Origin of the sequence: Paenibacillus phytohabitans (assembly GCF_013141775.1) — a bacterium.
GTDB lineage: Bacteria > Bacillota > Bacilli > Paenibacillales > Paenibacillaceae > Paenibacillus_AQ > Paenibacillus_AQ phytohabitans.
The window spans coordinates 102,470-124,602 of sequence record NZ_WHOB01000012.1; the positions used below are offsets into that span (position 1 = coordinate 102,470).

The following is a 22,133-nucleotide window of genomic DNA, read 5'->3' on the forward strand; positions in this document are numbered from 1 at the left end:
GCTATAAGCTGTAATTGAGGATAAATATATGACTAACGGGAGATGAAACTGTGAGCGTAGTACTGGAAGTCAAAGAGGTTAAGAAGGTTTATGGTGTGCAGAACGGTGAGAATTCCACAGTGGCACTGGATTCCGTCAGCTTTAACGTAGAGAAGGGGGAGTTTATCGGCATCATGGGCCCCTCGGGCAGCGGCAAAACCACATTGCTGAATATCCTGAGCGGCATCGGTAAGCCGAGCTACGGCGAGGTTTTTATCGGGGGCAAGAATATCACCTCCCTGGATAAGAATGAAATGGCGCTCTTCCGCAGACAGCATCTCGGCTTTGTCTTCCAGGAATTCAATCTGATGGACAGTCTGACACTGAAGGAGAACGTCATGCTGCCCATGATCCTTGACAAGCGGGACAAAGCGCAAATGGAAGCCAAAAGTGAAGAGATTATGAAGCTGCTGGGCATTGAGGAAATCGCCGGCAAGTATCCCTACAACATATCGGGCGGCCAGCAGCAGCGGGTGGCGGTCAGCCGGGCGCTTGTGAATGATCCAGATATTATTTTCGCCGATGAGCCTACAGGCAACCTGGATTCCAAGTCCTCCAATGCAGTGATGAAATGTATCGAGAAGATGAACCAGGAACGGGAGAGCACCATCCTGATGGTGACTCATGACGCCTTCGCCGCGAGCTTCTGCAAAAAGATCATCTTTATCAAGGACGGTGCCATCAGCATGGAGATTGTCAGCAGCGGGGTCCGCAAGGAGTTTTTTGATCAAATCCTCGACTGCCTGGCGATCATCGGAGGGGAACGAAATGACCTTTAGAGATGTCACGATTAAGAACTTCAAACGCAATGTGCGGAATTTCTTCTCCTATTTCATTTGCAGCGCCTTTGCGATTACGATCTTTTTCCTCTATGCCGCCTTGCTGTTCAATAACAGCATCCGGGAAGGGGCGACAGAGGATGTGATCCAGATTGTGCTAATGCTGAGTCTGGCTGCACTGACCCTGTTCTCGGTGTTCTTCATCAACTATGCACATTCCTCGTTCATCAAGTCGAGAAGCAAGGAATTCGCCATCTTTATGTCGCTCGGGATGCACAAGAACGATCTGCAGAAGATCATCCTGCTGGAGAATCTGATTATCAGTGTCTCCTCGCTCATTGCCGGGATTATCACGGGCGCGATCTTTTCACGGCTGTTCCAGAATGTGGCGATTGATCTGCTGGATCTGCAAGGGGTATCCTACTCACTCAGTACGGCAAGCTTCATCGTCACTGCGGTTGTATTTACCGTGATTTTTGCCGCCTCACAATTGATTTCAAGTGTCAAGGTTGGTAAGCTGGACATCGCAGACCTGATGAAGGATTCCCGCAAGCAGGATAACCAGGCGAAGAAAAGTGACACCCGTCTTGGGCTGGTCGGTGTGGGGCTGGTTGTAGCCTCGATTATTTTCCTGGTGGTTATCTCCAATCACGAAAGTCTGAATACGAATCCTTTTATGATTATTACCTATATCCTGCTTAGCTTCATCGGGATTTACATGGTCATCTCCCATCTTGGGAACACATTGATCAGCTTCCTGAAGAATAAGAAGTTCTATTACCGGCATATCCTGTCCATCACCGAAATCAATCATAAATTCAATCAGAACAAGCGGATTATGTTCATTCTGAGCATTCTCAGCGGGATGACTATCTTTCTTGTTGCTTCGCCATTCTCGCTGCTGCAGCTGTCGGAGAGCATCGCGGAACGAAATAAGTATGATATCGAGTATATCTCGGTAGCCGGCGTGCATGTGCTGGAGAGCGGACAATTGGAGCAGGTGCTGAAGCAGTCCTCCGAGCCGCTGAAGTCGATCCAGGAAACCAGCTTCCTGAACCTCAAAATGAATCTGGAAGGAGATAAATACGATGTCCTGAAGACGAAGCCGATTGTGTCGCAGGACATGTACAACTCTCTGACCGGGGAGAAGGTAACGGTTGGCGCCGGTGAAGTTCTTAATATTGTTACGGCCTGGGAGCCGGGCACCCATGGCATTGGCGAAGGGGAGGCGATTCAATTCACGGATGGCACGCAAACCTTCAATTACAAGGTGAAATCATCCTATCACGGGGATTGGTTTGCTACAGCGAGCTCTTATCCGACAAGCTCCGGGATCGTAGTGAGCAATGAGGATTACAAGAATATGGAGTCCAAGGTAAGCCCGAATGCAATGGGTACCCACTACGGAATTGATTTTACAGCCTGGAAAGGGACAGAAGGGGTTGTCCAGAAGCTCAAGGATACGCTGAATGCTACGGATAAGGATGGAAGCGGGCAAATGTTTGCGGTAGCCTCCAAAGTGGATGCCTTCAAGGAGCTGAAGAAGAACTATTCACTCTTCGTGTTCGTCACCTCGCTGATCGGTGTATTGTTCTTTGTAGCAGGCGGCATGGTGCTGTATTTCAAGCAATATACCGAAATCGGGAACGCCACTGTCTTTTTCCGCAAGCTGTATAAGATTGGCATCAGTGATAAGGAGATAAGGTCGGTAGTATCGGCAGAGCTGCTCATTACCTTCTTTGTTCCGCTGCTGCTGGGCAGCATCTTCGGCTACTGCTTCATCTATCTAATCACCCACGTCATGAGCGGGTCCGACATCATTGGCGAATTCATGAAGAACACAACGATTGTGGTCGCGATCTATTTCGTATTCCAGCTCAGCTTTTACTTCATCACCAAGCGCAAGTACAGCCAGGAGGTTGTCCGTAAGCTGACCCGTGCGGCATAAGGTTTAGTATAGCTGGCAACAAGGCAGGCTGGGAATCGTCTCTGATTCTTGGCCTGTTTAAATGATGTGGATCTTTTGATTTATTCCTCCCAAAAGCGGCAGTCAATGGCTGGTTTCCCGGTCCTGGTGCATCCGCTTTTTTGTTGCATCCATCTAAGGAAAGGATGAGCCTCATGAAATCTATGAATAAATCTAAGGTTATGGGTTGTTTGGCGTTGCTGTCATTCGTGATATTGGCCGCACTGTGGGTGTATTCGAACCATTCTCCGTCCGGTAACAAGAATACGTATGTTAGAGAGTATGTGATTGGTGCTCAGGGAATCAAAGGTTCTGTAGACATTACGCAGTGGGGAAATGATCCGGCATATCACGTTGGGGCAGATCGCAAAGGTTATGCAGTTTTTAAAGACCCGGAACAGGCGTTCGCCCGGATGAAGATTGATTATGCTGCTGGTATTGAAGCTATCCGCAAAGAGTTTGAGCTGCGTCCATTGTCTATGGAGAACTATCAGCAATATGGTACATACGGATGGCAACTGACGGAGACGGAAGATGCGGATACATTAGCGCAATCGCAACTGGTGACCGCCTTTATGGATATTTTTGAGAATAGTTATGTTGATTGAGGGGTTCCAAGATCCAAGAATTACATAGGTGTTCATTATATGACATAGAGAGAAGGAGAAATCAGATGAACAATAACCGGACAGACCGGACCCTTGAAACGGACAGATTACTTCTGCGCCTATTCAAACCAGCGGATGCGGAGGAAGTTAGAGACTACTGTAACAATTACAATATCTACCGGAGTACATTGACCTTGCCGTATCCGTATCCACTAGAATGCGCTGTGTCCTGGATGGCCAATCATGAGCAGAACTTTGACCTGGACAAGATGTATGAATTCGCAATCACAGATAGGAACACAGGCAAATTGTATGGAGCAGTCGGTATTTCCAACCATCAGCCATATCATAACGGTGAGATCGCTTATTGGATCGGGGAAGCCCATTGGGGTCAAGGTTATGGAACCGAAGCAGCCCGGGCAGTTATTGAATTTGTTTTCACCGAAAAGAATTACCACCGGGTATACGCACGTCATTTCGCATCTAATCCGGCATCAGGTAAAATCATGCAAAAGTGCGGAATGAGCTATGAAGGGACGCTGAAAGATCATATTTACAAGAATAATTCTTATGAGGATCTTGTTTATTACGGGATACTTAATCCTGTGAAGGAAAATCCGGAAACATAAGAATCTAACAACCAATCGGCAGTTTATTCTCCCAAAATAACGCTTGCCTTAAAGTGTACTTTAAGGTTTAGGATGAGGAAGAACCAGCCGATTCCGTATGAAAATAACCGATAAGGAGCGATCCGGCCCATGGCATTCACGATCAAAGAAGCTTCAGAGCGGCTTGGTTGCCCGGCTCATACGATTCGTTTTTATGAGAAGGAGGGATTGCTCCCTTACATTAAGAGAGATAAGAACGGGAATCGACTGTTCGAACAAGATCACCTAGATTGGATCCGGTTGATGACATGTTTCCGGGCGACTGGGATGAAGCTGTCGTTGCTGAAGGAGATGGTGAATCTTGCACTGGGTGGTGATTCCACGATTCCACAGCGCAAAGCGATCTTGAACCATTACAAGGAAGATTTATTTCGCCGCCAGAACGAATTGGCCGAAGCGCTCGACGCCGTCAATAACAAACTGTCGATATACGAAGACATCGAGAAAGGGAGAATCCCTTCCGAGAGCCAACTGTTAATCAAGATGGAAGAGTCAGAGCGACAACAAACATAGAAGGAGGGATTAACAAATGCAGCAAAGAATTCTGGGCAATAGCAATATCCCCGTCTCTTCGATCGGACTGGGAATTATGGGAATGTCTCCAGGCATATACGGGGAGACTAACGATGAACAGTCGATCCAAACGATCCATCGCGCTTTGGACATTGGCGTCACGATGTTCGATACCGCGGACGTGTACGGGAACGGGCATAACGAAAAGCTGCTCGGCCGTGCACTTCAAGGGCGCCGCGAGCAAGCCATTATCGCCACCAAGTTCTCGTACACCCCAAATTACGAGAGCATCAGCGGCCATCCTGATTACGTTAAGAAGGTAGTGGAGGATAGTCTTCGCCGTTTGAATACGGATTACATTGATCTATACTACCAACACCGCGTCGATCCGCAAATCCCGATAGAGGAGACGGTCGGAGCGATGGCAGACTTGGTCAAGGCAGGCAAAGTTCGGGCGCTAGGCCTGTCCGAGGCTTCCGCTTCAACCATTCGTCGCGCTCATGCCGTCTATCCGATCTCTGTGCTAGAGAGTGAGTATTCGCTCTGGAGCCGTGACATCGAAGAGGAGATACTCCCTACCGTAAGAGAGCTGGGGATTACCCATGTGGCCTACAGTCCACTGAGCAGGGGCTTTATCTCCGGAGAGCTTCGCACTTTCGAGGATCTTGCCGCAGGCGATCTTCGCAGATGGATGCCGCGGTTCCAAGGAGACAACTTCCGGAAGAACATTGAGGTTGTCGACAAGATTAAAGAAATCGCGATGGAGAAGAACTGTACACCATCCCAATTGGCCATTGCCTGGACGATGGCCAACGGGGCGCTGCCTATCCCGGGTACGAAGCGTATCAAGTACCTGGAGGAAAATGCGGCCGCGGCTGATATCCTTCTCATGAAGGAGGACCTCGAACGAATCGATCAGGTCAGCCCCAAGAATGTCGTTCACGGCACGCGTTATATGAAAGATCAGATGACGCTGCTCGACGGCTAGACGATAATCAGAAAAAGCAAAAGGTCCACGGGCTCCGTGGACCTTTTGCAATTGGATATTGTTTTAGGAGGTAGGCAGCCAGGAACGCTCGTTTTCTCGTTTTACAGATCGAATCAAAATTGCTTCAGGCTTCTGGACTTCTGGACGAGCCTGACAGAAATCGGATAGAACCCATTGACGTTGCGCGCCAATTGAGTCTTCCGATTAAAAGCTGCGTTCTTCGGTGGTTTCGTAACCATAGTCGAAGGTTTCTATAGTACCGTCATCATATTGAAGAGTAAGCTGGTCAATGATAATCCGGTCCAGTGTGTTCTGGTATGTAAAGTCACTATAAATAAATAAAGTTTCATCAGGCTCAACCGGCCCCACGTATTTAACGAGAAAGCTGCTTTCACCGCTCAGCTGATCATAAGAAGGATCGCCTACCGGATTATACGTGCTGATATGTGCGGTGTAATAATTGATCGTCTTTCCGGTTAGATTGTAGGCTTCCCAGGTAAGCTTAACAGCATCGGCTGAGTTCATGCTGTACTTGAAATCAATGGGCTCTCCAACGCCTTCTCCAGATGGGACGTCTGCCGGTAGCTCCTCAGCGTCATAGCCGGCAGAGTCATCACCGATGGTACCCGTATCATTGTCCGATGGCATATCTTCCAAGACAACGGGTTCCAGAGAAGGAGAAGGTGCAGGTGCGACGTCTACTGCAGCAGTAGAGGGGATCTCAGTAGGGCTCGGCGGGACTTCTGCCGCAATGGGACTGCTTGCCACAGTCTGCCCGCTCAGACGCGGGTCAATGCTAGGGGCCACATAGATCCCCAGGAGAAAAGCTATCATGATGGATAAAACAAAGATGAGAACTAGATTAAACCGACTCAAATACACACTCCCTTTAATGTTATTTATAATACGAACCTACTTATAATGACATGATTATTAAGGATTTGACAATATTTTTCTGGAAAATCAGACGGCAACGCTTTCTCCAATGAGTGGGAGGTCTTGTAATGTAGGTGGAGTAATGAATTCTATAAATAATTCTGAAATAGTGTAGATATATAAATTACATAATATGTTAATTAATTGGTATGAGGGCGGGGGTGGGAATTTTATTGAAGATGTGGTTAGCAACAGGACTAACTTAGAACTATATGACAAGAGTTAAATAAATCAGCCCGAATTAGGATACTCAGATTCAGAATTATAGTTAAGACTATTATGAATAACCTAGAATTCACGGGATGATTCAGGCGGTCGAGTTACAGACCATCAAGCACAACCTAATTAAGAGCGTCATAAACATTATCAATATTTGAATGACGGTACTAACTAAATGAAAAGTGTTATGCCGATAAAAGGAAATACAAAAACAATTTATTAATCGATCTATGTAAAGATAAGAGGATCAAATCAGCATTAAAAGTACATAAGTACAATGAGCCAAATCAGATGCAAAAACGGATCGAAACAGCTTGAATTAGGCTGGTATTATTTATTTACTTAGCACTACTTCACAAAACCCGTATTTTGTACATATGTATGTAGCTCAGTCTCCGAGTATCATATCCTAATTCGTACTTCTGTTGTCGGATGACAAGAACATAGTCCCTTGTAGGACAAGAACATGGTCCCATTGCCGATTGGTCCCCCTATTGGCCACAAAAAAACAACTCCTTAGGGGAGTTGTTTTTAATAATCATGTTTCTTAATATAGGAACTTACGTAATTAATCAATTCATAATTTTCCATGGATATTCGTGCCGGTAAATAAGATTTCATTTTTGAAATAGCTCTCTTTCTTCTTAAGCTATGATTTGGACATAGATGTTCAGGTATTTTAGTGTTAGCAGTATTCTCATAAAACATTTTAAAGTTTATACCTTCAGCGCGCTTTCCTTAATCTCTTGGTATTTAAAAGCAATTTTCCGGTAGGGTCCCTGGCTGGTTCCCAGGTGATCCACCGCCCTCTATGGTTATCCCATACCTATTACACCTGTCAGCTGGTCGCTTCGACGAGGGCCGTTCCGCGTGGCTTATTCCGGAAGCAAGAAGATGTGCAAAGCTACAGCAACTAGCTATGCTGGAGCATGCCGTTCCACTTGACTTGGTCCGGATTATCGCCGCGGTACATATAAGTCGTCAGGCTTGTCCGAAAACTCAATATCACTTTCCGTTTTCAAAACCCGGTTCACGTCTAAATAACTTGATCCTTCTCATCACCTTGTCTAAGCCAAGTGAGAATATTCTGCAACTGTTGGAGTACATAATCTAAGTCTTCCTTCGTGGTCCCCAATCCGAAACTGAACCGGATGTGTGCGTAATTTATAGTATCAGCACCAATTGCCTCTAACACATGAGAGGTCACATTCTTTCTTGAACTGCATGAAGAGCTGCTGGATACATTGATTCCAAGCTTGTTTAAGTTCTTCAGTAGAGCCCCGCTATCCATCTTAGGGAAGCCAATATTGAGGTTACTTGAGATTCTGTTTTTCAATGACCCATTCACTATAACGTCTGGTTCCAGGTTAATTACCATTCTCAAAAAATAATCGCTGAGTTCCTTTAACCGATTATTTTCTTGTTCCATTTGACTGTGGGCTAATTTTGAAGCTGCTGCCAGTGCAAGTATGGAGGAAACATTCTCAGTGCCTGATCGGAGACCATACTCCTGTCCGCCTCCATGTATTTGCGGAATTAGATGCAATCCTTCTCGTACAAAGAGCCCGCCAATTCCTTTGGGGCCATATATCTTATGTCCCGAAAAGCTTAACAAGGATATTCCCATTTGCTCGGGATTCAATGTCATCTTTCCAAAGCCTTGAACAGCATCGACCATAAAACAAATGTCGTTTTCTGCACATATGGCACCTATTTCACTTATCGGGTTAATCGTTCCGATTTCATTATTTACAGCCATGGTACACACCATAAATGTACGATCCGTTATGGCTTTCTTTACTGCCTGCGGACTAACTGCACCGTCTCTATCAACATCCAGATATGTAATTTTAAATCCGATACTTGATAGGAAACGCATCGTTTCCAAAACGGAGGCATGTTCTGTTTTACTCGTTATAATATGGCCCTTTTCTTGTAATCTACAAAAAGCCATACCTTTTATAGCTAAATTATTGGATTCTGAACCGGAACCTGTGAAAATTATATTATCCGCCTTAACATTAATATCCGCAGCAATTTGTCTCTTGGCTTCAGCTATAAGCTCTCTCAAATAATCCCCTTGTGCCGTATTGCTGCTCGGATTTTCGAAATTCGTGTTCTTATTGTATTTATTCATCACTCTTGCCACTTCGGGTCTAAGGTAAGTCGTGGCATTGTAATCCAAATATACTTTCCGGAAATCCACCGGTTCAATGTCCAGACAGGTACCACACTTCTGTTTCTTACTAGTACTGCTGCCGTAATTAAAATAACGCATAAACTGTTTTTTGTATTTCTTCATTTCTTGAAGGTGATATTCATGCTGTTCCATTTCGGTAAATAGTTGTTGGGCTGCATGAAGGATTTCATTCCATCGCTCTGGGAGCATGTCAAGATAGTCATTGCATTTCTCAGGTGGATTCTTTAACAATACGTCCAGATAATAAGGAGTATTCTTAGAAAGAATCAAGTTATGCCTGTAGATGGGATCCAGAATGCAGGAGAGAAAAGCATCTTCATTGATAGCAGTTTTAAAATGCAATATCTTAACGAACCTTGTGCTATAATCATTCAAATCAACCGCTCTATGGGTCAGCATTGAAGTAAGATCCTCCTCAAAAAAAGTTTTTGCCAAAAAATGAGCAAAGCGTCTCAATAAGACGCTTGCTCTACCAGGCCGTTTTTATCCAGCGCAGGCCGGTTTAGGCTTTAAATCTACAGCTGCATTATAGGTTTCAATCCGGCAATCTCCTGGTGGATGTTCACATCCATTGGTGTTTTTTCCCATAAACGCCGCTTGTTTGTCCATATCTGTACTAGCCACTCCAAAGAAATCAGCCAGTTGACTGATTGCCTTTTCAGTTACACTTATATAGAACTCCCCGAACCAGACTTTTCTCATGACATTTCTGGCCCCATAGAAGTCTGCCTGTCCTTCACAGGAAAGAGTGCTTCCCGGATAAGTTGGTTCACCACCGTAATGGTGGCCGATTTCATGTGCGACTACAAGCGCGAGTCCTTCAAGTTCCAGTGTAGTTGACCGTACAAGTCCGCCTAATATTTGAACGTGCCGTTCTCCGTTCGATATCCATGCGTAGGCATTAACTTCATCATTGTTCCAGTCGACTGAGAAGTTAATATCAGGATAGTGGAGCTTGAATTGCGTAAAGAGATAATCAATCCACGACCGCGATACAGGGTCTAAATGATCTCTAAACTGTCCATACTCCAAATGTGCTTGAGCATCCTCCTCAGATATAAAAGCAAGGGCGTCGGCAGGACGCTTTGGTATTGCTATCTCAGAAGATGGTGTGAAATCAATGTCGATATTTTTGTTTCTGATGGCCTGGTCTTTTACAACTCCGTATTTGTCATTATAAGCCTTGGATCCTACGGTAGGCATTTCAGCAAATTCTTTTTTGTGTTCATCGCCATGGTATTTGATCTGTAAGGTATAGTCGGCACATACAATCCCATTCGCAATAACTAAGTGTCCGTCGAGGTTTTCATTCGGCTCCTGAGTATCAGTAGCAATATGATGGAATCCACCTCTATAAACTCCGCTGTCCACGCCATGAATCGCTACTTTTTGTCCTTTTTCGTTGAGCAGATGGTCTTGGATCGTTAATTTATCTGCCCGCTTCAGCGTTTGATCGGGCATCAGAAATAGACTGTCCGGAGTCACAACTAAATACTGTTCCTGACCGTAGCTGATAAAGATGATTCCAGGCTGCCTGGTATTTTTGCTTGACTGTGACCCCCCGCTGTAGCCTACCTTTTTTTGTTTCCAGACAAGGTCAAGACCAGCTACATAAACATAATCACCGACTTTAATCTCCTGAACGGCTTTGGATTGATCCTTCGACACCAGTATAGGTGTATTCAAGGCAAAGCAAGAGCATTGGCAAGTACATGGTCCTTTATCGTCTCTAGTTAACACCGGATGTCCAATTGGCCATCCCTCAGATTTACAAATGTCGTTAATCTCACTGTCCGCAATGCTGCAATGTGCGGCTGCACACTCCCTGACTGCCATCAATATACCACCTTTGTTTATATTTAACATTTATATTTATTTGCTTTTTTTAGCTTCTCTATACTTTAAATACAATGAAACAAACAAAACAATTCTCCAACGTATTATGCCCGGTCCGGGCAGATGTGTTCTCTCCTTTGCTGACGTTGAGCAATTTGTGAATACGAATTTATAATGTTGACATCAGAAACAGTGGCGAAGATGGCTCAGATTCTAGTTCCTTTGATTTTGAAAAGGTTACCCTAGCTCACTAACTCCTTTGATCAGCTCTTCTACGCACTTGGTGTTAGAAGAAAATAAAGTATTAGACTCGATATGTTGAATTAACACGGTTTTTGTATTGGGAAAATCGTCAGCTATAGAAAAATAAGTTTTAGACTGCCCTGCGATTATGATGTATTAAGAAACAAAATCAGAAAATAAAGTATTAGACAACTCGCGGCTGGCCGCCGTTACCGGCGCGCCGCACGCGAAGCCGGGTTTTATCCGTAAGCACCCGGAACATGAGTTGCAGCTGCTCGGGGCTGGCCGCCGTGCCGTCGCCGGCGCGCCGCACGCGAAGCCGGCTTCATCCGTAAGTACTCGGAACATGAGTTGCAGCTGCTGCTCGGGGCTGCTGCCGTGCCGTCGTCGGCGCGCCGCACGCAAAGGCGGGCTTCATCCGGAAACACCAAAAACGTGAGCTGCAGCTGTTCACGGCCAGCCGCCGCTGTCGCACCAGTCTACAACTATATTTTCATAGTCTAATACTTTATTTTTTCAGTCTAATACTTTATTTTCTTTGAACACTTGGCTTGATTTAGATGATTATCTAATCGGCAATAGTACCATGTTCTTGTCCATTTTCGGCAATGGGACCAAGTTCTCGTCCTGAGCAAAGGACAAAAACTTAGTCCCTTAAAACAGAAAACCCGCGCTGGGCGCAGGCTCTTATGGGACTATGTTCTTGTCTACGGACATGTATGTCGGTGGACAAGAACATAGACTGCCGCTATTGTTGTTGAACTAACGTTTTCCGTTAGCTTAATGCTTTATTGCTATCCGACGAACTATTTTCGTCGGGTTTTATGTCTGAATTAACCCCTGGCTTAAAAACAAAAAACAGATAAATATTCTGAAAGCAGCTTAAAAATTATGTCCAATTTGTCAAAGCCTTATTTCAATAAATGCTTTGAGATCCTATTCTCATTCCAGTCGTATACTAAGACACTATCCTCACGGTAGTCCAATATAGACCCTTTTATTCGATTAAATTCGTGAATAGAGGCCAAAGTTTTTACATCTAAAATATACTGGGTGGTAAGCAAATCTACATATAGGTTTCCTTCTACCGTTTTCTTTGCTGTTGGCAGACCGTCTCCCTCAGGCATATTAAAATTCGATAGTACTCTATCCTTTACTAAACCCTTCTGATTGAACAAACTTAATTTTTTGGTTTTGGGATTAAACACCATATAATCATCCCCAGCTTGGAAAGCAAACCCAAGTTGATCGATTGTTCTTCCCCAGATAGCGGAACCTTTTGGAGATAAAGCTATAAGTTTAGACGTGTTTGCTTGATGTACTGAAAACACAAAAGTACCATCATCGAGTGCAAAAGCAGTATAAAAGTTGACTCCTGCTCCCTTTGGGAATGTGTATTGGAATGAGCGCTGTAAGGAAGAGTTGTACACTTCAACTTTTTGAGCATTGCCCTGCTTTGTTAACATCTCTATGGCGATTTGGTTCTTCGACACAGTAGTTAACTTTCCGGATACCACCTTACTTGCTTTCTGCTTACCATTTTTATCGAAAGATAGTAGTTGTACCGTTTCTGCACCGATTTTATTCGATTTCTGACCTGCAATAATTAAATTTCCGTCACTCATGCGATATAACTTGCCGTCAAATGCCCCTAAATCTTGTCCTACGAGCTTACTCCAATTTTCCTTCCCTGCAGGGCTCACAGAATAAAGAACTCCTGGAAACGAGAAATAGGCGTATACCGTACCGTCTGGTGCATAAGCAAAAGGATATTCTGTACTTGGCCATCCGTATCCTGCCTTTGCAAACGAGAATACCCATTTAACCTTTCCTGTTTTGGGATCTACGGCTCGAAGTGTATCGGGTGACCAAACTTTTGTCTCAGAGAATCTTTGTTCTCCAACATGTAAGTACAGCGTTTCTTTTCCTGGCACATAAAAACTCTCTGGTTGAATCGGTATGTAATCTTCATTCGGTGTTTGAGTCCAAACCGCTTGTGGCAGGGATTCATAATTCTTAGCAGCCACCACTCCACCAACATTTGCAAAAACCAGAGCAGCAACCATGAAACTGATTAACTTCTTTTTCACACGAAAACCTCAACTTTCCTTTTTAAATTGATGCTACTTATGATGAAGTAGGCTTTTGATGATTCACTCTGCCCACGGACCGATCTATCGCAGTCAAAACTACTTTCATAACACTGAATGATCAACCGGTGGATCAACTTGAACTCCTCTGGACCAACATCCATAAGAAACGTACCATCCTTTTACAGTAGTGGACGTCATAACCGGAGTAGGATTCAATAGGGTTTGCTCCTTATAAACTTGCATTGTTTTCCCTTCTCCCATTGGCATATTTTAGACAATCATAAAAAAATACTAAACTAAATCGATATGACTTTGTTCTTGAATCTACTCCGGTGTATCCTTATTAACCTGTTTCCCCTTACTTCTAAGAATATATTCTTCTAATTTGATGTCATCAGTTATTGCACTAGTAAGTATCTCCTATCCGTGTCGTCCTCCACTTTGCGCTACAACACTACTTCGGGTATCAGAAAACATTCAATCAATTCAATCATTAAGATGTCCTAGATGGAAACCACCGGCTAAGCCAGTGATTATGACTGCTACATGTAATAACGTAAGATGCTATTTGCTCCTTCAAATGAAATTCGAGGGTCGTTTTTTATAAACCGATCTGCAGCATCTTCTCCTAGTCCTAAAGCCAAATTGACTTGATCAATAAAAATCTCTTTGCCCTCTTCAGACATAGCATAATCCACGATTAATAACTTCAATGGGCTGCACTCATCTTTAGAAGATGCAAGTTGCATTCTATTTGCGATTGCAGTGTTTATATGCTCATCTCTAAAACTATATCCAACAATGATAAGTTCTTCACAAAGTTCTTTTCTTTCATTCATCATTCTTACAAACTGATCATAATAAAAATCGAAAGGAGTTTCTTGAATTTTGTCAGTCTTGCGGCCTCCAGTTATGATCGAAGGAACGATCATCAATTCCGAAATTCTATTGTAGATATCATGTTTTTTTATTACCTCATTCTTAACTTTAAATATCTTTTTGTTTTTTTGATCTTTAAAAGAAGAAACAGACCCGTGAAGATGGTAGAGCCTGGTGTTACATTCTTGTTTGTATCTCTGCTTTTTAACTTTATCTGGATTAAAATAGTAACGTGGTACTTCTTTACTTACAGCGAACCATTGTCCAGCTTGATGATAATATTCTAAAAATTTGTAAGGAGCTAAATCAATAAGAATTGACTCAAGCAGTAAATCATAATTTAATGTAAAAAGTTCAACTTGATTCTTGTCCTTAATAATAGAATCGAGCCATTTTACAAAGTCTTTAAGCCTAGAATCAATTAAATGTTTTTTAACATTCCAGTTTACTATATCCAGAATTAGAGCCATATAGGTATGAATAGATGCTCGAATAGAATTCTCATGTTTTAACAGTTCTACGATGTTTAGGTTGAATGCACTAAGCAACTTTTCTCCTGTAATACCGTTTGTATAGAATGATTGGTGAAAGTGGAGCTCATCGTACAATTTTTCAATGATGGCTATACATTCTTCAAAATCAACAACATTAAGTTTATCCATCATGTGGTATTCAATAAATCTTCTATGTTCTACTCCCAAGCGCTCAAAAAACTTCTTTGTTATATTAGCCATTGAAAACTCGCTGCTTAAAGCAACAGATAAACCATTTCCAGCCAGAAGGACTATTTTTGACAATGCAGAACCTCCTCTCGTAAATTTGAAATTTATTTTTTTTTGATCTCATGATATCTTATACTCCACATCTCAGTAATGAATATTTATAAAAGTGGTGGCAGTGAGATGTTACTATGATTACTCCCCTTATCTAAGGCTTCAGCAATGGCTTCTGAGATATATGGCTGTAAAAGATCAATATCCGATACAACCGTTGATTCAAAGTTATAAACCATTTCAAACTTTGTCTCTTCACTATCAAGTATTGAAAAAACTATTGTGAAAATATTAATCTCATATAGATATGGGTCTTTAATTATTGAATCCAACTGAATTGTTAAATAGTTGTCGTCAGATTTCATAATGCTTAACTGCAAAGCTAAGCTTGTCTTTAGTGTTTTTACTATGTCATTTATAAAAACAATCAGTTTATCAATATGTTTAAACAATAAGATATCATCTGTAGCATTGTGAATTTTGAGCGGGAGATTATTACTACTAATGAACTTTTGAATTTCAAATTCGGGGAGAGCTTCGCTTGCCTCATAATTATAATCTTTTTTTGAACGCAGATACATCAGGATTTCATTTTCTATACATCTTGCAGCATAAGTAGTTAATCTAAAACCTTTATCTATTGCAAAGGTATCTATCGCTTTAATTAATCCTTGTACTCCTATAGAGAGTAAGTCATCAAAATCTTCCTTCATGTGTTCGAACTTTTTCGCTATATGATGAACTAATCGTAAATTATGTTCAATCAATAAATTACGAGAAATCAAATCTTCGTTTGACATATCATTTAGTAATTTTTTTTCCTCAACTTCACTTAAAGCTCTTTTAAAATCATTCATCTCTTTACCTCCAAACGACACATATGGTTGTTTATTCAGCTTGAAGATTTATTGTATATTTTATAGGTAAGTGATCTGAATAGCTTAAACGGTTAGGGATTAAATTATCGGTTAACAAAAAATGTTTATTCCATTTAAACAATATTTGATAACGATCCGATAACTCAGAAAAGAGTTTGCTGCGAATCAAGACTTGATCAAATATATGCCAAAAGTTAACATCTGAATCTTTGTTTCGGGGGATAAAGTGAATTGTTCCAGGAGGGGCATTATTGCCTTCTAATGTAAGATCATTGGAAAAGGCTCTCCAAGAAGGATTAAAGTAATATGGTTTCTTTGTTCTATTGGATAAAACCGTTTGTTTACAATGAGTTGCCTTAAAGGCTTTCTCACTGACCATCCCTTTGTCAAAGGGATTCATATTAAAATCACCGATTACTATAGTTTTATCTATTCCCCATTCAGCTTCAATTCTTTCAATATTTTCATTTTGTTTTGTAGCATCAACGTACCTATCGTCTATAGGAGCTGATATAGGTGAGAGAAGATGAATCCCTACAACCAGCACTTTCATTCCGAGAAGCTCATATATAATGAATGTTTGATATTGATCTACACGGCAATAAATAACATTGGGCAATCGATCAAATATTGAAACCCTAACCGCCCCTTTTAAGGGAGTTCGACTTTTATATCCTAAAGGTAATAAAGTTTTATTTAAGCTCTCTCTAATTGAAATATTTGCTTCACTGAAAATTAATATATCCATTGGACTTTCATTTAATAAAGTGTTTAATGAATCAGTCAAATCTTTTTTTCCGATATTCCAAAAGAACATAGTAATTTCAGTTCTTTTATTATTAATTTCATCTGATTTTAATTTAACTGTCAAACCAACACACCATCCTTTAGTACTATATATTATTCTACTTTTACATTATCATATTTGGAATATTATACTATTAGTCTGTGTTATTAACTATAACTCGGCTCCTCCTCTTTGCAAACCAAAGAACTTCAGTAATAGCATAAAAATGACCTGTGCAACTACATTTAAATGTGGTTGCACAGGTCAGATATGAACATTGAATTTAATTTTGAATCTCTCAACCTCTATTGGAAACCCTCGTTTAGGGAGAAGCCTGTTTAGATTATTCTAATTTACTTGGATGGATAAAAGTCCTTCAGCATCTCACGAATATCCGGCTTAATGTTGATATCCGGACGTTTTTCCTTAGCCAAGGACTCAACTTCTACCACAGTTGCAGCATATCCTAATTCAAGCAATACTCCAGTAGCAACCGTGCCTGTACGATTTCGTCCGCCAGCGCAATGGAAATAGACTGTCTTCCCGTTATTCATTGCAGCTGTTACCGCTTGGATCGCTGCTTGTACAGAACCTTCTTGGCCGCTCTCATCCTCTACAATCGGAAAATGATGACGAGTTACTTGCTCAGGGAAGCCCTCTACTTTTGTGCCGGTATCTCTTAAATCAAACACGTCTGAAATTTCTTGCTCCTGGAGGGCATCAAGCAGTGCATTCTCCCCGCCAATATATACTTTACCTTCAATCAGTTCATGATAATTTACCATTATAGTTCTCTCCTGTCTCATTAGCAGCAGTTACTCCTCCACCATCGTGACTATTCACCCGTTTCAGCAAATTGTTTGATGCGCTCGCCCACTTGATCACGAACCCGCTGGAAGACCGCCCACTTCTCATCATCTGTTCCTTGAGCTTTCGCCGGATCATCAAATCCCCAATGCTCACGTTTCACCTGAGGCGGGGTAATGGGGCATTTATCCGCTGCATCTCCACATAATGTAATAACGAGATCAGAGCTATTCAGCAGCTGCAGATCGATAATATCTGACGTTTGACTTGAGATATCTATACCTACTTCGCTCATCGCCTGAACGGCCTTCGGATTCAAACCATGAGCCTCAATGCCGGCACTGTACACATTCCATTCATTGCTCAAATATTTCTTGGCCCATCCTTCCGCCATCTGGCTCCGGCAGGAGTTTCCTGTACATAAAAGGTAAATGGTTTTCTTATCCATGAGTCGTAATCTCCTTCGAGTTTAAAATAGGGTCAATGTTAAATAGAGGCCAAGCAGTGTGATAAATAGCGTAGGGATCCTAAGGATAATACCAGTTTTGAAATATGTTCTCCAGGATATCTTCACCCCTTTGGTCGAAAGCACATGCAGCCACAGCAAGGTTGCCAGTGAACCAATTGGTGTAATCTTCGGTCCCAAGTCAGAGCCGATGACATTCGAATAAATCAAGGCTTCCTTAATCAGTCCCGAGATATTCGTGGCATCAATAGCCAGCGCGTCAATCATAACCGTAGGCATGTTGTTCATTATGGAGGAGATGATTGCAGCGATAAAGCCCATCCCAATCGTTGCGGCGAACAGTCCCTGATCAGCCACAGCTTTAATGACATCAGCTAAACTTCCTGGTTTAACACACCTGCCGCGACTGGCATTCAAACTTTATTTGATATTAATACTTGCTTTAAATATGATTATTAATTCAACATCAATACAATATTCTTGTCCCATAGCAGACAATGCTCCGTTCTTGTCATGAAAAAAACAACTCCTAGAAGTTGTTTTTAGTAATCATGCTTCTTTATATAGGAACTCACGTAATTAATCAGTTCATAACTTTTTGGATAATTCATGGATATTAGTGTCGGTATATATGATTCATTTTTGAGATTAGGTTTGCAAGTAGGGGATTTGTAACTTTCGTATTGAACTTACTCTATATCCACATTCTCATTTTGTTATCCTTTAGGTATGAACTTTAATTCAATTCCCAATCAATTAATTGATTTAGTGAAATCGAATTGTTACTTAAGACTTCGCTTGGAATTAAAAACAAGCAGTGATTTAATTCTATTCCATAGTCAACTCCTGTATAGGATTCCTCTATAGGAGCAACTGGACACGGATTCTGGATAGTCAGTGTATTTTTTTCTAAAAAAAACCTAACGGGTTGGGGGCGATATCTGCGTAATTTGTTCAAGCAATATTTACCATTCACTTCAGGTCCTAGTCCATTATTTTCGTCATTAAATATTTTTATCTCTGCCCGGAGATCATGCAGAAGTCCAATTCTAAGTGCTGCAGAATACGTTGCGGATTTAGGTTCAAATGGTGCAATAAATTCATAAGTAATGCTATTGAGCAATTCCAGTCCCTTCGCTGAAATCTCTAATTTATATTCGGTAGTTCTGAAGTTATATTCTATGCTTATGTCACCATTCTGATCTATGATGATACTTCCGACATTATGGATGGTAGCATTACGAATTAACTTATAGATCCGAAAAACCTCATGCAAAACGGATTCCGAATCTGACATATTAGGCATATGACGAAGTTTATCTGCGTAGGTTTTACCAAGCAATTCGGGGTACTTACTATCAACGTAAGCATCTAACATGCCAAAAAACATAAAGATATTCAACATGAAATTTTCGCTTAAAACGGCAGATTTGAAAAGATTATCGTTAAATGATAAAAAGTGAGTACGTCCTCCATCTTCTCTTATTTCTACAGGCATAATTTGCGGAGTATGAATTTTAATATCCGAACGTAAAATTAAACCTCGTGTTTGCTTAATAAAAGTATCAAGCATAGTAGGTACTTCCCTTCTAGGAATTTGATTAAGAAATTATAACTTTTTCGTATTTTAAAGGAAGCCAGTTCTATAGAGAGTCTCAATATCTCTTACATTATTTGCACTATTTGTTTGCGAAAAATCGCGTGTTTAGGCACACGGATTATGTTGAACTGCACCTTGCTCCCTAAGTCTCCATCCTTGTAAGATTGTCTTCGAAATAATTAATGCTTTTTCAGCAGGCATCACAATTTTACTATTTAGTGAGTCAACATTCGGAAACTCCACCCAGAATTCGTTGATTTCTGACTTTATATCAACTCGGAGCGATTGCCCCTTCACTTCATTATGCTGAACGGTTAGTATAATAACGCCTCTTGCTAATGGAGTGATTACCCATCTGAATAGCTCGCTTGACAAGGATCTATCTTGCCCCTTTTTTGCTAATGTTCATTACTTCAACTCCGAATATTAGTCCCATTCATTTTTGCACATATTGGAACTAAACTCCCCTCTAGTTGCAAAAAACGGGTAGGTCTTTGACGGCTACCTCTGTAAGTTTATTCAGCGAATTTTCTTTGTTAATGTAATGAACTGTAGCGATCATACATTTAACGTTAGAGTTCTCCTGTTACAAAGTTTTTGGTTAAATCTTTATCAATTGAATTCTTGTCTTCCAGCCATTTTCTGCGAGTTATAATATCCCTCATAATATGTATAACATCTAAATGATATTTTTCATGAACAATCTTTGAAATTGCAACTGCAGAAGATTTCTGTCCAAATTCTTCTTCACATTTTAAATATGCATTGTTTACTAACTCAACTTTCGCAGCTCAAATCTGCAAACAAATCCTTGATATAGCTGGGTAAACCGGAGATCCATTCGTGTAGTTGACAAAAAACAGCTGTTTTGTTCTTCTTGGTTTTCGCCTGGGACATTTCGAGAAATAAACTCATGAGCCGCTGGAGCGCGGTCTGGTAGTCCAGATCGCGGACCTCGTCGGCAAAGAGAAAGAAGAGTCCTCCCAGTGTTCGATCATCACTCGATTGACGCCGTTCGTATTCCATTGCCAAATATCGGCTGAATACAATCGTCGTATGGCTAATCAGCCCGTCAAAAGAACGGCCCTGGAATTCAGTTCCCAGTTTCAAATAGCTTTTGGTGACTTTGAAAAAGGTCTCTATGCTCCAGCGCATGCCATAGATTCGTACGATTTCAGCTGCATCCAGCGTCACATCGGTACTTAAAATGGCCAGCCACTCCCGTTTTTTATTCCGGTTGCGGACAAACACAAGCTTCACGGGCAGACCGCAGGCGGTGTGCACAATGACCGAGCCTTTAATGTCTTTAGCATTCGATGCGGGAAGGCTTTGAAACACCTCGCGGAGTATCATTCGCTTACCTTGAATCAGGTAGCGTTGCTTCATTTCTTTCACCATACCAATCACGGGAAGCCCTTTGGCGGCGAGCTCACGGAGCAGTGGAGCTTGCGTAAACCAGCTATCCATAAGCACGTAGTCGGCGGTGAATCCTGCACGTAAGGCTCGTTCCAACAAGGCTATGACTGCATCCGGCTTCCGAGAAAAGGCCTCCATCCGGCGCTTGTAGCCGTTACTGCGTTTGGAGAGATTCGAAGCCATTTCGCACAGACGGTTGGCTAGTTTGGCTGAAGACAGCATGACAAAGTCAAGTGGAACAAAGCTAAAGTCATCTGACCAGCCTAGCGTTAGCATCGTATAGCCTTTGGTAAATTTGCCTGTGGAGTGGTCAAATACACGTGCCAAAAGTTCCGCTTTTTTGCTCCGGTTTCGGCTGAGCACGGAATCGTCAATAATGAATACGCGTACTCGGTGCGACGAAATAAGCGATTCGAAATGGCGCACGATGCGAAGGCTTAAGACCTGCAAAAAGCGTCGCCAGGCAAAAGAAGCTTGATTCAAAAAACGGTAGATCACGTCTTTGCCGGGAAGATCGGCTGCGCGGTCACTTTCCAGAAGTCGATACCAATTCTTCCCTTCGAAGACCAAAGAGAAAATGATTTGGAAAATGGCTAAACTCGAAAGACCAAACGATTTAGAAATACCCGCTTGTCGCAACGATTTCCCGATGTGAAGACTGGCAAAAAGGTTGGAAAAGCGAGACTGTTCAGACAGGGAATGTTGTTGTAACATAGAGTTACGCACCTTTCTTGTTGGCATGGTTGGTCGCACTTCCATGATACCAAACAAGTGAGGTGTTTTTTTGTCAATGCGAGTAAATCTATTGGGTTTTCCTTACGTACTCAAGGGTTTAGGCTCATTTTCCTGGTGCGAAAGTTGAGTTACTAAGTTGTCGTTATTTTGTACTTCTTCAGCTAAGATTTCTCTAATGAACTTTTGAAATTTATAAAAAGATTGTATGTACTGTCTAATATATAATCTGATATCCAATTTATCTCCTTCTTCCTTTAATTCTTCCAATAATTTCTTCTTAAACTTACCATCGCTTTCTAAATCGTTAATTCTAATTATAGGTATAATTAAATGCTTAATTCTATTATCATCTGTTCTACTTGTTTTATGTGAAATAACATGAACTGGAAGTCCTCTATGTTGAACAAAATTTCTCAGTGCTTCCATCACACGATACCCCAATACTGAATCATACTCTGAATTCATAAGCCTCTTGTACATATCAAGAATGTCAGGTTTATTATTACAAACTAGCTTCAGATCATGAGCAGTATGATATAAACAAGGAAGCAGCTGAACAGACTTTTTAAGTAAAACCCTGGAGTCAAAAGAAAGTTCTAAACTGAAAAATAAAGTTGTAGACTGACAATGCTTCATTAATCTGTAAAAACTCATTTAGATATTTATCAAATCGGTAATAGTATCAAGTTCTTGGTCCCTGAAAC

The 22,133-nt window shown here is 41.7% G+C and carries 18 protein-coding genes and 1 pseudogene; 6 read left to right on the plus strand and 13 right to left on the minus strand.

The window, feature by feature from the left end; all coding sequences use genetic code 11:
• Nucleotides 1-50: 50 nt before the first annotated feature.
• The 6 genes from GC101_RS00950 (at nucleotide 51) to GC101_RS00975 (ending at nucleotide 5,561) form a co-directional block, all read left to right on the plus strand.
• Nucleotides 51-818, plus strand: a complete 768-nt coding sequence (locus tag GC101_RS00950; RefSeq protein ID WP_039291976.1) for an ABC transporter ATP-binding protein — start codon at nucleotides 51-53, stop codon at nucleotides 816-818.
• Entirely contained in the window at nucleotides 808-2,766 is a 1,959-nt protein-coding gene (locus GC101_RS00955; RefSeq protein ID WP_171715734.1) for an ABC transporter permease, read from the plus strand. The genes GC101_RS00950 and GC101_RS00955 overlap by 11 nt, the downstream gene beginning before the upstream one ends.
• Before the next feature lie 173 nt (nucleotides 2,767-2,939).
• On the plus strand, nucleotides 2,940-3,392 hold the full coding sequence (locus GC101_RS00960; protein ID WP_171715735.1) for a hypothetical protein: 453 nt from the start codon (nucleotides 2,940-2,942) through the stop codon (nucleotides 3,390-3,392).
• A gap of 65 nt (nucleotides 3,393-3,457) precedes the next feature.
• Entirely contained in the window at nucleotides 3,458-4,021 is a 564-nt protein-coding gene (locus tag GC101_RS00965) for a GNAT family N-acetyltransferase (RefSeq protein WP_171715736.1), read from the plus strand.
• A gap of 129 nt (nucleotides 4,022-4,150) precedes the next feature.
• A complete protein-coding gene (locus GC101_RS00970; protein WP_042137599.1) occupies nucleotides 4,151-4,573 on the plus strand; it encodes a MerR family transcriptional regulator in 423 nt (140 codons plus the stop codon).
• A 16-nt stretch (nucleotides 4,574-4,589) separates the two neighbouring features.
• Nucleotides 4,590-5,561 carry an aldo/keto reductase gene (locus GC101_RS00975; protein WP_171715737.1) on the plus strand — a complete coding sequence of 324 codons (972 nt, stop codon included), beginning with the start codon at nucleotides 4,590-4,592 and terminating at the stop codon, nucleotides 5,559-5,561.
• Between the two features lie 204 nt (nucleotides 5,562-5,765).
• Here GC101_RS00975 and GC101_RS00980 read toward each other — a convergent pair whose 3' ends face one another.
• The 13 genes and pseudogenes from GC101_RS00980 to GC101_RS01040 all read right to left on the minus strand — a co-directional run bounded on the left by GC101_RS00980 (nucleotide 5,766) and on the right by GC101_RS01040 (nucleotide 22,065).
• Entirely contained in the window at nucleotides 5,766-6,368 is a 603-nt protein-coding gene (locus tag GC101_RS00980; RefSeq protein WP_171715738.1) for a hypothetical protein, read from the minus strand.
• 1,384 nt (nucleotides 6,369-7,752) lie between these two features.
• Nucleotides 7,753-9,315 carry a cysteine desulfurase family protein gene (locus GC101_RS00985; protein WP_171715739.1) on the minus strand — a complete coding sequence of 521 codons (1,563 nt, stop codon included), beginning with the start codon at nucleotides 9,313-9,315 and terminating at the stop codon, nucleotides 7,753-7,755.
• Nucleotides 9,316-9,399: 84 nt separating this feature from the next.
• Nucleotides 9,400-10,752, minus strand: coding sequence for a M48 family metalloprotease (locus GC101_RS00990; protein WP_171715740.1), 1,353 nt, complete (start codon nucleotides 10,750-10,752; stop codon nucleotides 9,400-9,402).
• 1,154 nt (nucleotides 10,753-11,906) lie between these two features.
• On the minus strand, nucleotides 11,907-13,085 hold the full coding sequence (locus GC101_RS00995; RefSeq protein ID WP_171715741.1) for a hypothetical protein: 1,179 nt from the start codon (nucleotides 13,083-13,085) through the stop codon (nucleotides 11,907-11,909).
• 545 nt (nucleotides 13,086-13,630) lie between these two features.
• Nucleotides 13,631-14,764 (minus strand): SIR2 family protein, encoded by a 1,134-nt coding sequence (locus GC101_RS01000; protein WP_171715742.1) that lies wholly within the window; start codon nucleotides 14,762-14,764, stop codon nucleotides 13,631-13,633.
• A gap of 83 nt (nucleotides 14,765-14,847) precedes the next feature.
• Nucleotides 14,848-15,597: a sigma-70 family RNA polymerase sigma factor gene (locus GC101_RS01005; protein ID WP_171715743.1), complete on the minus strand. Its 750-nt coding sequence runs from the start codon at nucleotides 15,595-15,597 to the stop codon at nucleotides 14,848-14,850.
• A gap of 31 nt (nucleotides 15,598-15,628) precedes the next feature.
• Nucleotides 15,629-16,489 (minus strand): endonuclease/exonuclease/phosphatase family protein, encoded by an 861-nt coding sequence (locus GC101_RS01010; RefSeq protein ID WP_171715744.1) that lies wholly within the window; start codon nucleotides 16,487-16,489, stop codon nucleotides 15,629-15,631.
• Between the two features lie 269 nt (nucleotides 16,490-16,758).
• On the minus strand, nucleotides 16,759-17,190 hold the full coding sequence (locus GC101_RS01015; RefSeq protein ID WP_171715745.1) for a protein-tyrosine phosphatase family protein: 432 nt from the start codon (nucleotides 17,188-17,190) through the stop codon (nucleotides 16,759-16,761).
• 50 nt (nucleotides 17,191-17,240) lie between these two features.
• A complete protein-coding gene (gene arsC, locus GC101_RS01020; RefSeq protein ID WP_171715746.1) occupies nucleotides 17,241-17,660 on the minus strand; it encodes an arsenate reductase (thioredoxin) in 420 nt (139 codons plus the stop codon).
• 21 nt (nucleotides 17,661-17,681) lie between these two features.
• Nucleotides 17,682-18,056 (minus strand): annotated as a pseudogene (locus GC101_RS01025) (ArsB/NhaD family transporter); the annotation flags it as partial.
• A 358-nt stretch (nucleotides 18,057-18,414) separates the two neighbouring features.
• Nucleotides 18,415-19,251, minus strand: coding sequence for a hypothetical protein (locus GC101_RS01030; RefSeq protein WP_171715747.1), 837 nt, complete (start codon nucleotides 19,249-19,251; stop codon nucleotides 18,415-18,417).
• An 804-nt stretch (nucleotides 19,252-20,055) separates the two neighbouring features.
• A complete protein-coding gene (locus GC101_RS01035) occupies nucleotides 20,056-21,408 on the minus strand; it encodes an IS4 family transposase (protein ID WP_171715748.1) in 1,353 nt (450 codons plus the stop codon).
• 102 nt (nucleotides 21,409-21,510) lie between these two features.
• A complete protein-coding gene (locus tag GC101_RS01040; RefSeq protein ID WP_171715749.1) occupies nucleotides 21,511-22,065 on the minus strand; it encodes a hypothetical protein in 555 nt (184 codons plus the stop codon).
• Nucleotides 22,066-22,133 lie beyond the last annotated feature (68 nt).